Source organism: Pseudoalteromonas sp. SG41-5 (genome assembly GCF_014164495.1).
GTDB classification, from domain to species: Bacteria; Pseudomonadota; Gammaproteobacteria; order Enterobacterales; family Alteromonadaceae; genus Pseudoalteromonas; species Pseudoalteromonas rhizosphaerae.
Genome location: NZ_JACJFH010000114.1, coordinates 1 through 12,314 on the forward strand (window position 1 = coordinate 1; position 12,314 = coordinate 12,314).

Consider the following 12,314-nt stretch of genomic DNA (forward strand, 5'->3'; position numbering starts at 1 on the left):
GCACCTAGCACCTAGCACCTAGCACCTAGATATCATTCACCTTGCATTGTACATCCGGTAGCGGCTCGGTGGCTTTGCTATCGAGATGACGTACAAAGCATAGGTTGTTTTTTATCAGTAATTCAAAACGGTCTGGCATGTTTAGCTGTTTACCCATAATAGGGTTGCCAAGCTCGTCGGTTTTAGTGACGTTATCAACGACCATCAAGCTGCGCTTCATAAACACATCATTAGCTACTGCAATCTTCTCTGAGCGCATTAGGCGAGCAATTCCTTGAGCAATCAGTTCCCCTTGTGGCTCTGTTAGTAATGCATGCTGTAATTTTGGTGTTGGTTCACTGCTTTGCACAGAGCAGCCGCTGATCAAGAGCGCGGTTAGTATTGATAATGAACATTCTTTTAGCATAACAATTCTGCCTTGAGTTTAATGCTAACGCTTAATGCGAAGGCAGTATTTTATTTTGCTCAGCAAGAGATCCAGCCCGTGTATCTGATACTGCAGGGGTATCGCCAAAGCGTGCAGGTGCAAAACCTTGCTTACTGGCTATTGAACTGGCTGCTGGACAACGACCATTATCACGATAACCCAACGCGGCTTTTAGTACCGCTTCTTCAGGATCGCCTAACTGGTGGCTAAAGTCATCAGCAACGGCGCAACCGGCTATGCGTACTGGTAAGCGGGCATTGTCAGTGGTATTTTGCGGCGCAAAACCATCTGAATATTCACCAAAATCTTTATTGTTTTCGCCGGTAAATTGAATACTAAAGTAAGTTGTATCGCAGTTATCGGTGGGATAAAAACCGTATGGTTTACCGCAGGTACCAGAGCCAATTTGAATTACCTCAATATCTGCACCGCGTAAGCCATTTATTATCGCTTCGCTGGCAGAGCAAGTGCTACTAGTGGTTAGTAAATAAACGCGTTTTAAGTTAAGGCTTGGTAATGGTGTACCTGGTATTAATGCCGGGTTCTCGGCAAAGCCAACAAATTCATCGGTGAACATCACAGGCTCCAAACGCTGCCCAGTAACAGGGTTAAAGGTTGGGTGTTGATCGTTAAAAATGGTTTTTTCGAAAACTTTACCGTTGGTGTTCGCGGGGCCTGCGATCATATAAGCAACTTGACTGGCCATTTGTAAAAAACCACCGCCATTATAACGAATATCAATAATCAGATCAGTGACATTACTTGCTTTGAGATTATTAAAGGCATCATAAAGCGGTTTTTCAGCAATTGCATTGTGGCTATTAAATTGAAAGTAACCAACAGTGCCATCAGCTAAAGTCTTCACGTTTGTGACTGGCCTAGAAGTAATCGTTTGTGAGTTTAAAATAACTTCGCGGGTTTCATCGGTATTAATATCTTTGAATACGAAGGTAGTGTTTTTACCGGTTTGAGTTGGATATAAACCCGCGTTGAGGATATCGACCTCTGCTTGCGTGCTGGCATTGATAAAATCAACACCATCGATTTCTAAAATCTCAAAGCCGCGGGCAATATTTTGCGCACTTGCAGGTGAGTTGGGCTCTGTATAGCTGATCACACCTTGACGTGGTGCTGTAGAGCTGATTAATTTAACTTTAAAACCATAACCAAAAGTCACTCCTGATTGGCTTTGGGCTTCCCATTGTGCAGTTGGCAGGCTAGAGTGAAAGTTGTCTTTGTTTGCGCCTGACTCGGTAATTTGCTCGGTTTTTAGTAATTTAAAATATTCATTTACAGCAGGGTTCAGCGCTGGATCACGATCGATAATTTCGTCATACCAAAGGTAGGTTTCATTGCTCCATGAGCGCAGCCAGTGCTTTTCGTTTAATGCTTGGCATTGTTGATAAAAATTACTTGAGGGTTGAAATACACCTTTTGTCCAATTGATACTGTTACCAGTGTCGCCATCACCATTGCTGTTATTGTTGTTGTCGGTCATTGTACTACCGCCACCACAGCCAGAAAGAAGCGCTAGAAAAGAAACATTGAAAAGCCCAATAGTGAGCTTTTGAATAGAGGAAACAGCCATAGTGATGATCTATTTTTTATACAATATAAACCCAATATAGCGGTTTTTAATTAAACTTGGTAGCAGTGCTGCGCATTTTTGTAGCTAAGTTGTTGCCATAAACTATGAGTATTACACAGCTCAAAATGGTTTGACCAACGCTGTTGATAACTCGCGTTGATTTGACACACAGGGAAATTACTAGCAAACATAACGCGGTGCTGACCAAAGTGTTGCAGGATAAAGTTAAAACACTGCTGTTGCTGAGTTTGCAGCTGCGCGGTGAGTAGCTCAAAGCCTGAAAATTTAATCCAGCAGTTAGGTAGTTGCGCTAATTGGCTGATCCCCTGCTGCCAAATTGACAGATTATTGGGTAAACCCGCATGGTTTATTATTAATTGTAAATGCGGAAGTTGTTGGCAGTAGTTGATTAGCTGTTGGGTAATCGTGAGCTTTTCAACTTCAAATTGAGCTTCAAATATCAGCTGCTTACTGGCTAATAGCGCTAAGTTATCATGGCATGTAGCATGGCTTAAGCGCATGGCATCAGCGCCTTCAGTGATATCTCTAATGCCCACTAAGCTTGGGTGTGATAAAGCGGTAATTGCATTATTAAAATCGTCGGGATGACTATTAATATTGGCAAAGCTGATAGCTTTATAATTGTGGCCACCTAAGTGCTCAGCTAGCCAGTGTAGTTCATTGATGGGGTGCTGGTTATCAAAGCCTGCTTCAATGTGTACTAGGCCAGCAATTTCAAACTGACTTATATGCTGTAATTGGTTAACACTTATGGGCGCTTTAATCGTATCTAAATTTGGCCAAGGCACAGGATTGTTACCTTGTAGCCAATCATATTGCCCTTGGACTAAATTAAAAAAGTGTACGTGAGGGTCAATAATGCGTTCACTCATTGCGCGGTATAACCACCATCAATAGTTTGCAAACTGCCGGTAATAAAGCTGGCATCATCACTGGCTAAAAACGTAACTAATGCTGCGACTTCATCAGCTTGGCCTAATCGTCCGAGTGGCTGTAATGCGCCTTCTTCGGCAACTATAGTGGCTTTATCGGCGCCACTACGAGCACAATATGCGTCGATAGCATTATGAAAAAGCGGTGTTTCTATGGTGCCTGGGCACACTGCATTGGTGCGAATATTAAACTGGGCATAATCTAATGCGGTGGTTTTTGCCATTGAGGCTAACGCATGTTTGGTCAGGTTATACGCAAACGAGTTGTTTTTAGCTATGATGGCTTGATCTGAGGCAATTAAAATAATCACCCCATTTTGTTGCGCTTTCATGCTTGGTAACACGCTTTGAATTGCCGCGTAGGCACCTTTTACATTAAGTGCAAACAAGCTATCGAAGGTTGCTTCGTCAGTGTCTTCAATTGTCGCGCTTAGATGACGGCCGGCATTCGATACCAACACATCTATACATTTGCCATTACTGGCAATCTTTGCAATAACCTTTTTTACTGCGCTAACATTACTCACATCGCAGTGGTGCCAAGTGCCTAAATCTGCAGGTTCTAGATCAAGGTTATGTACTTGGTAACCATTATTTAGAAAACGCTTAACAACAGCACGACCTATACCTTTACTGCCGCCTGTAACGATAGCAACCTTTGACATGGAATTTCCTTAGTGGTTGTGACCACAACCGCCTTCGCTATGGACATGGCCGTGTGATACTTCTTCGCTGGTTGCTTCACGTACGCTAAGTACTTGCACGTCGAACGTTAGAGTTTTGCCTGCAAATGGGTGATTTAAATCACAATCAGCATTGAAACGACCTACTTTCACGATCGTTACTTGATGACGGCCTTGATTAGAGCTAACCATTGCTGTCATGCCTGGCTTCCATGCTTTAGTGTCACCTTGAAGGTGTTTAAGAGGAATGCGTTGAATAAGATCATCAACACGTTCACCGTAAGATTCACTCGGTGTAAGTGTCACGCTGAAGCTATCGCCAGCAGCCTTGCCTTCAAGAGCTGTTTCAAGACCAGGAAGCATACCTTCCAAACCATGAATATAGGTTAGCGGCTCACTGCCAGTACTTGTTTCTAGTTGCTCGCCCGCTTCACTTAATGTGTAGTGAAATTCAACTGCCGAGTTTTTGCTAATTTGCATGCCGATCTCTTTAATTTAACTGTAATGAAAAGCTAATTTTACGCTAAATAAGCCGGATTATAAACTACTGGTTCGGTTAGTGTGGTTGCTTTAAGGTTCTTGCAAGCTCTGAAAGTAAACCTTCGTCATGCAATTGTGACACGGCCTTTGTTGCTTGCGGCAAATGTAGCACCAGCTGCGTGCCAGGCGTTAAAATACTCGAGGCACTAAGTTTATTCCACCGGGCTAAATCACTATGCGGCACATCATAAAGTTGGCTGATTCCCCAGATAGTATCACCAGGCTTTACCTGGTATTGGATTGCGATAGTGGGGATCGCTATTTCAGTTTGTTCAAGGTAAGGACTGATTTTATAATTGATAGTTAACGAGTCTGGCATGGTGCGAGGTTGGCCAACCATCAGTGCTTCACCAATACCAATTAAATTAGAGGTTTTGTTATTCATCGCTTTTAGTTTGTTAACTGATAATCCAAAACGACGAGCAATCGAGTACAAAGTATCATTTTTTTTCACTGTATATTCGCCAGTGAAATTATTTTTAAAGAACTGGCTGCTTAATAAGCTTTGCTGTTGCAGTGGTAGTAATAAAGTATGAGGACCATTAGGTGAGCTTTGGTTTTTTAAATAGCCAGGGTTGAGTTTGTGTAGTTGGCTGCGACCAATACCAGATAAATTGGCGATCACCGAAAAATCAAATTGCTGGCCAACGTTAAGCTCAGTTGTAAGGGCTTTGTTGGCAAGTTTAGGGCGGTATAATCCGCGCTGAGGGTTTTGTATTAAGTAGCTTAATGCCATTAGCTTTGGCACGTATTCAGAGGTTTCTTTGGGTAATTTCAACGACCAGTAATCAGTGCTTTTGCCGCGCTTTTTATTTTCTGCGATGGCGCGCTTTACACGTCCTTCGCCACTATTATAAGCCGCTAATGCATGTAGCCAGTCGCCATCAAAGCGCTTATGTAAATACTCTAAATAGGCCAAAGCGGCATCTGTTGAAGCGAGAACATCTTTGCGCCCGTCATACCATTGATCTGATTTTATGCCGAAGTGATGAGCCGTCGCACCGACTAATTGCCATACCCCAACAGCTTGTTCTGAGGAGCTAATAGTCGGGCGAAAGTCACTTTCTACAAAAGGCAATAAAGCTAATTCCATGGGTAACTTACGTTGCTCTATTTTACTAACAATATGATAAAGATAAGGCGCAGCCCGGGCACTGACAACCTGTAAGTATTTTGGTTGCTTGGTATACCAGGTAATCCGTTTATTTAGTGCTTTGTTTAGGTAAATTTGAATGGTTAAGTTGTCGGCTATATGTCGCCATAAATCTTTATTGCGAGTGTGCGCTTGAGGTGATGTAGCGGCTTGTTGCGCTGGAGCTGTTAATGTTATTTTTTGTTTTTTATGCTTGGTATCTGTGGGCTGTGCTGAGCTATTTGATGACGGTTTAACGTGATTAAAAATAACCGGAGCTTGCACAGTATCACTTGGCGCTGAATATGGCTCAGTTGTTTGGCAACCGGATAGTAAAATTAAAGTCACAAACAGGGCTAAGAGGTAACTGCGCATAAACATCACTAAATTAATATCCTTTTAAAAGTCTAGCACATCCACGTGCGAGCGCTATTTTGACTGTTTAACTCGTTTAAGTCCAGCCTCTAGAAACAGCGGGTAAGCTTTTCGTGCTATCTCATCAACTTGGTAGTCTTTCGCAAACTGCTGATTAAAGCTTTGCTGTAATTGCACTAAATCTTGCTCTGGATAGTTTGTTACATGCTGTTGTATCGCGTGCAAAAAGTTTAATGGTTGCTGTAAATCGTCTCGTTTTAGTACGCTTCCGTGGCCAGGCAGGATTATCTTGATGCGCTGATCTGAGTGAAGTTGTGTGAGTATTTGCAACCAGTTATTAAAATTACCATGGCCGGGATAAGGTAGCCAATCAACCACATCAGCACCGACTAAAATGCGATGATTTTCGGCGCTGAGAGTTAAATCACCATTAGTATGGGCTTGGTGTGCGTTAATCGTGACTGGGTAGTTGCCAAGTTCAATGGTTAAGCTATCAACAACGTAAGTTTGTGGTGGTTGTAGTTGATATTGGCGCCATCGTAATAATCGCTGCTTAGCTAAGTTGAGTTTGTTTTGCCAGTGCTGTTGTTGCGCTTCGGGCTGCTGGGCTAAACGCTGTAAACTCAATTCGATACTTTTTTCATAACTATCAAGTTTATTAGTATAGGTTTGTTGGAGTTGACTAAATTCAGTAGCAAGCTGTTGATGGACAATTAATTGAGCATCGGGGAAATGATGCTGCAAAATAGCCATGCCCAGTAAATGGTCGTCGTGGAAGTGACTAGCAACTAAGTAACACAAGGGGGTTTTTAAGGTGCTTTTTAGTTGCTTAACGGTTGCTTCAACAGCGGCAAAGTCGCCACTAGCATCAAACATTAGCGCGCATTTGTCACCTTCAATGAGCACTTGGTTTGAGTCATAAAAGCGTAGGGCTCGTTGCTGCTCTAAAAATTGTACGTTAGGGGAGATTGTTTGCCACTGTGTTGCTGCAACAGCAGAGCGGGGTGCAACAAGACTAAAGCTTAGCAATAAAAGTGCAGTTAACTGAGTGGGGATATAAAAAGGGTGAGTCATAACAGTATTGCCAAAATAGAGAAAATAAAATAGGCAAGTTAGCTGATTTTGTTTTTAATTGATACTGGAATCCACGAGATAATAAAAAAAGCGCGAGTGCGCTTTTTTTATTCGGCTGACGATTGCCCTAAGTAAGCACTGAGCTTATCGATGAGTTGATCCTGCTGCTGTTGGGTAACGCTTTGCTGTGTTTTTGCTTCGAGTAACTCATGGCTAATATTCAAGGCTGCCATTAATAAGGCTTTTTGATCATTGCGCACTGTTGAGCGCTGCTTCATTTGATCAACCAAATCATTTAAGTATTTGGCTGATGCAATGAGTGCATCTTCTTGCCCAGCTGGGCAAGCAAATTGCTGCTCTTTACCAAGCAACTCAACTGTGACTCGCTGGTTTTGCAGCTCAGACATTAGTTAGCCTGTTGGGCGCTTTGTAGCTTCTCAAGTAAACCCGTTAAAGTTGTGCTGGTGTCTTTTTGTTTTTCTTCACTTTCAAGTACTTCAAGTTGAAGAATTTCATTTTCATCGATTAGCTTACTATTTTTATCTTTAAGCTCGCTAACCTGAGTTTGTAGCTGTGAATTTTGGCTAATTAATTGGTCGATCAATTGTTCTAGTTGAGAAAGGGTATCGTTATTCATAAAGGCGCTCATAAAACTGTGATTATTGTCATGCAAATGTAAAGCAAAGTTGCTTTATATGCCAGCATTTACGTGTGTTTTGGCTGATTTTTATTTAATGTTAATAAGCTGTTCAGGCTAGCGACTAATTTGTTCATAAGTGGTTCACTTAATGGCCAGCAATTTATGACCCTTGGCGTTTTATGTTGTAGAATATAACTAACTTCAATGAGTTTATTTAAGCGAAATTATATTATGCTCAGTTACAGACACTCATTTCATGCTGGAAACCCAGCCGATGTCGTTAAACATTTGGTATTAGCTCAGGTATTAAGTTACCAGACGCTCAAAGATAAGCCATTGGACTATATCGATACTCACTCAGGAGCTGGCTTTTTTGAATTAGCCAGTGCTGATGCACAAAAAACGCAAGAATACCTAAATGGCATTGCTAAGCTTTATCAACATCGCAGTGAGCATCAGGAACTAAATGATTATATTGATTTAATTAAATCATTTAATGATACAGAACAATTAGCTTTTTATCCGGGCTCTCCGAAAATTGCTGAGCATTTCTTGCGTCGCCAAGACAAAGGTTGGTTTTTTGAGCTACATCCGCGAGATTTGGCATTACTACAAGAAAACATGAGCGGTAAGCGCTCAATTCGTGTCCGCGGCGAGGATGGCTTTACGGGTCTAGTGGGGTTATTACCCCCCGCTTCGCGCAGAGCATGTGTACTCATTGATCCACCTTATGAAATTAAAGACGATTACGACACTGTGGTAAAAACATTAACGAAGGCTTATCAACGCTTTGCTACTGGTACTTACATGATTTGGTATCCGGTGGTCGACAGAGAAAGAATTGAGCGTATGGAAGAGGGATTGATTGCTTCAGGTATGCGTAATATTCAGTTATTTGAATTAGCGACTGAAGCCGATACTGACGTGCATGGCATGACTGCATCGGGGATGATAGTAATTAATCCACCGTGGAAGTTAAAACAAACTATGGATAAGGTATTACCTGAACTAGTTACCTTATTAAGCGATTCATCAGGCTTTTATCGCAGCGAGCAATTAGTTGCCGAATAAACATTGAAACGCCCAGTTCACTGGGCGTTTAATTACAGAGAGTGATTAGAGTTAATTAAAATACACGGCTTTAAAGGTTGCCAGTACTTTACCTTGCTTATCTTTTAAGGTGAGTGATTCACCATTAATATTCCACGTCGCAGTATTTTCTAGTACGCCAGACATTGCAGTTTCTTGTTCCATACCTTGAGAGCACATTTTTCTAGTACTAGCTTGCGGGCTGAATGTCAGTGCTTGTTGATCTACTTGATAACTACCAGCAAAATTATTGCAGCCTAAAAAGCCATGGCTTTTGTTATCTTTACTAAATTGAATAAAGGGTTCTTTTGTTTCAACAGTGACTTGCACGCCATTTATAGTAACAGCTTTAAAATACGTATTTACTAAATCGACATTAGGCTTTTGCGGCGCAACTTTAGACACGACTACTTCATAAGGTGCTTGTTGTGATTGCTCAAATGGATTGTTATGTGTAGTACTAACGTACAATAACTGATCTTGATTAGTGATACGTGCAATTACGCTATAGCGATGACGTTGACCCATTTTGCTCGCGTCGTAGCTAAGCTCTACCGTATAAGGTGGTGCGCCATTGATATCAATAGTTTGTTGACTAATTATTTCTGCTTCAGTATCCATCTTTGACACATCAGCTAAAGTCACAGTGAGTTGTGATCCAGGACCTAACATGCTGCGATCAAGGTAGCTAACTTGAGTTGTTAAAGTGGCCATGGCTGCATCTTCAGTGGTTTGTTTAGTTTGTGGATCAGGTAGGCTCTTGCACCCGTTAAGTACCATTGCACTGCTGGCCAATAAACTAATGCTGGCAATCGATTTTAAAACTGAATAAGGTTTGTTCGATAGCATGGTTTATTCCTTGAAATAAATGAATCGGTTGATTTTTAATCTATGGGTAGTTTACAGCGCTATTACTTAATCATAGCTTAATTATATTTAGGAACAAAAAAAGGCGCATAAATGCACCTTTTTGTAGGCACAGAGATATTTACTTCTTCACAAACTTGGTCAAAATAACAATGCGTTGACCGTCAACACGTCCTTCAATATGTTCAGGGTTGCTGGTTAAGCCGATATTACGCACAGCAGTACCACGTTTAGCCGTTAAGCTACTGCCCTTAACATCTAAATCTTTAATAAGAGTGACTGTATCGCCGGCTTGCAGTACCACGCCGTTGCTATCAACATGTTTAATATCATCATTTTCAGCAAGTACTTTTTTAGCCCATGCTAACGTATCTTCTTCAAGATAGATCATGTCTAGTGCATCTTGTGCCCAGCCATTATCAGCAGCTAAACGGGTTAGCATACGGTACGCCACCACTTGTACCGCAGGTGTTTGGCTCCACATGCTATCGTTTAAACAATGCCAATGAGTAGGGGTAATATCAGTGGTGCCTTCAACTTGGTCTTTACACGTCTGGCAGGTATAAATACATTTATCTGAATGAGCTTCAGTGACAGGTGGCACTTCGTATACAGAAAGGTTTTCAGTTGCAGTACATAACTCACATTGGTTATTACTGCGTTCAACTAAGGCTTGTTCAATGCTCATATCAAGGCTCTTTTGGAGGTTAACAGAAAAGTAAGCCCTTATTATACTCAATCATCAGTCAAATTAGAACTTATCCATTATTTTAGTGTGGGTATAGTGAAAACTTTGGTTTTACAGGTCGTTTGCAGACATTCAGTAAAAGGAGCATTATTGCTTACAAGTTTAGGCAAGGCGCAAAAACCTTACTATACTGAGTACATAAAATAACAACAATTTAGCTGGCATGAGTCACTATAGTTATTAGCAGGAAATAATATGCTTGATACGCAAATAACCGCCGAGGTGCCAAAACTTGTTACACAATACATTGCTAGGCAGCCAATTTTTGATGCTGAAACAGGCATTTATGCATACGAATTACTGTATCGAGATTCGATAAATAACGCATTCCCTATTGGCACAACAGATGGTCAGGCTACTGGGCGGCTGTTTTTTAACGCTTTAATGCTTATTGGTATAAATAAACTTACTGCGAACCAACGCGCTTTTATAAACCTTTCTTCAGATGCCCTACTAGATGATTTCCCTAAATTATTGCAACCCGATAGCGCAGTAATAGAAATTGTTGAACGAGCCGACAACATTGATAAAGTGACCAGTCGAGTTACGGCTCTAAAAAAAGAGGGTTATACTTTTGCTCTCGATGATTATGATGGAGATGAAAAATGGGAGCCATTATTACATTTAGTTGATTATATAAAGCTTGAAGTTGAAGAGCCCATCATTAAAACCAATATGCTGTTAAAAAAGCTTAAACGCCGTTTTCCTGATGTAAAAATCATAGTTGAACGAATTGAAACGCACGAACAATTTATGTTGCTAAAAAGTGCCGGCTGCGATTACTTTCAAGGCTTCTTTTTCGCGCGTCCAGAAATGCTCAGCTACCATAATGTTGAGCCATCTAAATTTGCTGTTTTTGATTTGCTGCGCTGTACGTCGCGCCCAGATCTCGATTTTGATGAAGTCCACCAGCGGGTAGCTAAAGACGTCGGTTTAACTGCTCGTATTCTTAAATTAGTGAATGCACGCTCTGGTAACCAAAATTTAGTGATCACCTCTATTTCACAAGCGGTTATTTATTTAGGTGAAGATGCAATTCGTCAATTTGTAAGAGTGTTGGCGCTTAGTGAACTAGGGGTTGATAAACCTAGTGAACTAACTAAGTTGGGGTTAACTCGTGCGCATTTCATGCAGTTAATGCTAGAGCCTGGCGGTAAGGAAATGTCTCAGCGTGGTTACTTAGTTGGCTTGATGTCAGTGCTCGATGCTATTTTAAATATGGAACTGGATGTTATCGCAAAAGAGTTTTGTTTAGGCGATGATTTATCGAGTGCACTGCTTAACTTTAACGGTATGTTAGGTGCTACTTTGCAGTTAGCTCGCGCGGTAGAGGAAGATAATTGGCCATTAGCAGTTAAATTGTTAGAAACCATTCGGCCAGCTTCTCCCATCGATGTTATTTATAATGCCATGCTCGTAGCACGGCAATACGGCGATGAGGTTTTAGCCTCAATTATTGAAGATACTTAATACCTTGAGTATGATGCGCCATTATCAATATACTTTAAAAGACGACTATGCGTTTATTACTGCCGATCACGACTATTTTAATTGCTCTGGCGTTGTTATTACCTGGCGTTACTCAGCCTGTGCTAACCCTTGAGGGGAAAATTGATAAATCAAAGCTCGCCAAAACAGGCATTGCTATGATTGCTGATGAAGGTGACCGTCATACCCGCAATATGTTAATGATGGCGTCGAGCATGTTGGGCCTTGATAAACTCGAAGGTGAAATTAGTGCTTATAAAAAAACACGGAGCATTTGGGGCACGGTTAACGAACTTGCCAATAATAAAAATTACCTAGTCGCAGCATTGGTAGCATTGTTTTCAATTGTGGTGCCAGCTTTAAAACTGTTGATGCAATTAGTTTATTGTTTAATACCGATGAACAAATTAAAGCATATACTCGGTCAAGTTATACAAGGCTTGAGTAAATGGAGCATGGTAGATGTTTTTGTCATTGCTTTGATTGTGGCTTACCTTGCTGGTAACGCCGATGGCCAGATGGGGGAATTGATCAACATGCATGCCGAATTTGGTACAGGTTTTTGGTACTTTACCGGTTATTGCTTATTTGCCATCGCCGCCAGCAGCTTAATTAAAGTTACGCCAAAAAATAGTTAAACGTTTGTGTTAACTAAATAGTTATCATAAACTTCGCTAGAACCTAGAACCTAGAACCTAGAACCTAGAACC

Annotated in this window: 14 protein-coding genes; 3 read left to right on the forward strand and 11 right to left on the reverse strand. The window is 41.2% G+C overall.

Annotated features, from left to right (window positions below; translation table 11 throughout):
* Positions 1-25: 25 nt before the first annotated feature.
* The 9 genes from H5232_RS20260 to zapB form a co-directional block, all read right to left on the reverse strand.
* Positions 26-406, reverse strand: coding sequence for a hypothetical protein (locus H5232_RS20260; RefSeq protein ID WP_149980504.1), 381 nt, complete (start codon positions 404-406; stop codon positions 26-28).
* 31 nt (positions 407-437) lie between these two features.
* Positions 438-2,015, reverse strand: a complete 1,578-nt coding sequence (locus H5232_RS20265) for a S41 family peptidase (protein WP_182798026.1) — start codon at positions 2,013-2,015, stop codon at positions 438-440.
* Between the two features lie 50 nt (positions 2,016-2,065).
* Complete coding sequence (locus tag H5232_RS20270) at positions 2,066-2,908, reverse strand: amidohydrolase (protein WP_182761357.1); 843 nt, start codon at positions 2,906-2,908, stop codon at positions 2,066-2,068.
* On the reverse strand, positions 2,905-3,633 hold the full coding sequence (locus tag H5232_RS20275) for an SDR family NAD(P)-dependent oxidoreductase (protein ID WP_149980507.1): 729 nt from the start codon (positions 3,631-3,633) through the stop codon (positions 2,905-2,907). Before H5232_RS20275 ends, H5232_RS20270 begins: the two co-directional genes overlap by 4 nt.
* Positions 3,634-3,642: 9 nt before the next feature.
* The gene (locus tag H5232_RS20280; RefSeq protein WP_149980508.1) at positions 3,643-4,131 is read right to left on the reverse strand and encodes a peptidylprolyl isomerase; all 489 of its coding nucleotides are present in this window, start codon (positions 4,129-4,131) and stop codon (positions 3,643-3,645) included.
* A 76-nt stretch (positions 4,132-4,207) separates the two neighbouring features.
* Positions 4,208-5,698 carry a LysM peptidoglycan-binding domain-containing protein gene (locus tag H5232_RS20285; protein ID WP_182740855.1) on the reverse strand — a complete coding sequence of 497 codons (1,491 nt, stop codon included), beginning with the start codon at positions 5,696-5,698 and terminating at the stop codon, positions 4,208-4,210.
* 54 nt (positions 5,699-5,752) lie between these two features.
* Positions 5,753-6,772, reverse strand: coding sequence for an MBL fold metallo-hydrolase (locus H5232_RS20290; RefSeq protein ID WP_149980510.1), 1,020 nt, complete (start codon positions 6,770-6,772; stop codon positions 5,753-5,755).
* 107 nt (positions 6,773-6,879) lie between these two features.
* Complete coding sequence (locus tag H5232_RS20295; RefSeq protein WP_149980511.1) at positions 6,880-7,179, reverse strand: cell division protein ZapA; 300 nt, start codon at positions 7,177-7,179, stop codon at positions 6,880-6,882.
* Positions 7,179-7,409, reverse strand: a complete 231-nt coding sequence (gene zapB, locus H5232_RS20300) for a cell division protein ZapB (RefSeq protein ID WP_145238165.1) — start codon at positions 7,407-7,409, stop codon at positions 7,179-7,181. Before zapB ends, H5232_RS20295 begins: the two co-directional genes overlap by 1 nt.
* Before the next feature lie 234 nt (positions 7,410-7,643).
* Between zapB and H5232_RS20305 the strand changes: the two genes are divergently transcribed.
* Complete coding sequence (locus tag H5232_RS20305) at positions 7,644-8,483, forward strand: 23S rRNA (adenine(2030)-N(6))-methyltransferase RlmJ (RefSeq protein ID WP_149980512.1); 840 nt, start codon at positions 7,644-7,646, stop codon at positions 8,481-8,483.
* A 51-nt stretch (positions 8,484-8,534) separates the two neighbouring features.
* Here the strand turns inward: H5232_RS20305 and H5232_RS20310 are convergent, their stop codons facing one another.
* A complete protein-coding gene (locus H5232_RS20310) occupies positions 8,535-9,350 on the reverse strand; it encodes an META domain-containing protein (protein WP_182831410.1) in 816 nt (271 codons plus the stop codon).
* A 139-nt stretch (positions 9,351-9,489) separates the two neighbouring features.
* On the reverse strand, positions 9,490-10,056 hold the full coding sequence (locus tag H5232_RS20315) for an alkylphosphonate utilization protein (protein ID WP_145238171.1): 567 nt from the start codon (positions 10,054-10,056) through the stop codon (positions 9,490-9,492).
* Positions 10,057-10,311: 255 nt separating this feature from the next.
* On the opposite strand from H5232_RS20315, the gene H5232_RS20320 reads away from it, so the two are divergent.
* Together H5232_RS20320 and H5232_RS20325 are read left to right on the forward strand one after the other, a co-directional pair.
* Positions 10,312-11,586 carry an EAL and HDOD domain-containing protein gene (locus H5232_RS20320; RefSeq protein ID WP_182831411.1) on the forward strand — a complete coding sequence of 425 codons (1,275 nt, stop codon included), beginning with the start codon at positions 10,312-10,314 and terminating at the stop codon, positions 11,584-11,586.
* Between the two features lie 47 nt (positions 11,587-11,633).
* Positions 11,634-12,242, forward strand: coding sequence for a paraquat-inducible protein A (locus H5232_RS20325; RefSeq protein WP_145238177.1), 609 nt, complete (start codon positions 11,634-11,636; stop codon positions 12,240-12,242).
* Positions 12,243-12,314 lie beyond the last annotated feature (72 nt).

Excerpts from the sequence above, each read along its gene's own strand:
- H5232_RS20260 (WP_149980504.1), bottom strand. The coding sequence starts at position 406 with ATGCTAAAAGAATGTTCATTATCAATACTAACCGCGCTCTTGATCAGC.
- H5232_RS20265 (WP_182798026.1), bottom strand. The coding sequence starts at position 2,015 with ATGGCTGTTTCCTCTATTCAAAAGCTCACTATTGGGCTTTTCAATGTT.
- H5232_RS20270 (WP_182761357.1), bottom strand. The coding sequence starts at position 2,908 with ATGAGTGAACGCATTATTGACCCTCACGTACACTTTTTTAATTTAGTC.
- H5232_RS20275 (WP_149980507.1), bottom strand. The coding sequence starts at position 3,633 with ATGTCAAAGGTTGCTATCGTTACAGGCGGCAGTAAAGGTATAGGTCGT.
- H5232_RS20280 (WP_149980508.1), bottom strand. The coding sequence starts at position 4,131 with ATGCAAATTAGCAAAAACTCGGCAGTTGAATTTCACTACACATTAAGT.
- H5232_RS20285 (WP_182740855.1), bottom strand. The coding sequence starts at position 5,698 with ATGCGCAGTTACCTCTTAGCCCTGTTTGTGACTTTAATTTTACTATCC.
- H5232_RS20290 (WP_149980510.1), bottom strand. The coding sequence starts at position 6,772 with ATGACTCACCCTTTTTATATCCCCACTCAGTTAACTGCACTTTTATTG.
- H5232_RS20295 (WP_149980511.1), bottom strand. The coding sequence starts at position 7,179 with ATGTCTGAGCTGCAAAACCAGCGAGTCACAGTTGAGTTGCTTGGTAAA.
- zapB (WP_145238165.1), bottom strand. The coding sequence starts at position 7,409 with ATGAATAACGATACCCTTTCTCAACTAGAACAATTGATCGACCAATTA.
- H5232_RS20305 (WP_149980512.1), top strand. The coding sequence starts at position 7,644 with ATGCTCAGTTACAGACACTCATTTCATGCTGGAAACCCAGCCGATGTC.
- H5232_RS20310 (WP_182831410.1), bottom strand. The coding sequence starts at position 9,350 with ATGCTATCGAACAAACCTTATTCAGTTTTAAAATCGATTGCCAGCATT.
- H5232_RS20315 (WP_145238171.1), bottom strand. The coding sequence starts at position 10,056 with ATGAGCATTGAACAAGCCTTAGTTGAACGCAGTAATAACCAATGTGAG.
- H5232_RS20320 (WP_182831411.1), top strand. The coding sequence starts at position 10,312 with ATGCTTGATACGCAAATAACCGCCGAGGTGCCAAAACTTGTTACACAA.
- H5232_RS20325 (WP_145238177.1), top strand. The coding sequence starts at position 11,634 with ATGCGTTTATTACTGCCGATCACGACTATTTTAATTGCTCTGGCGTTG.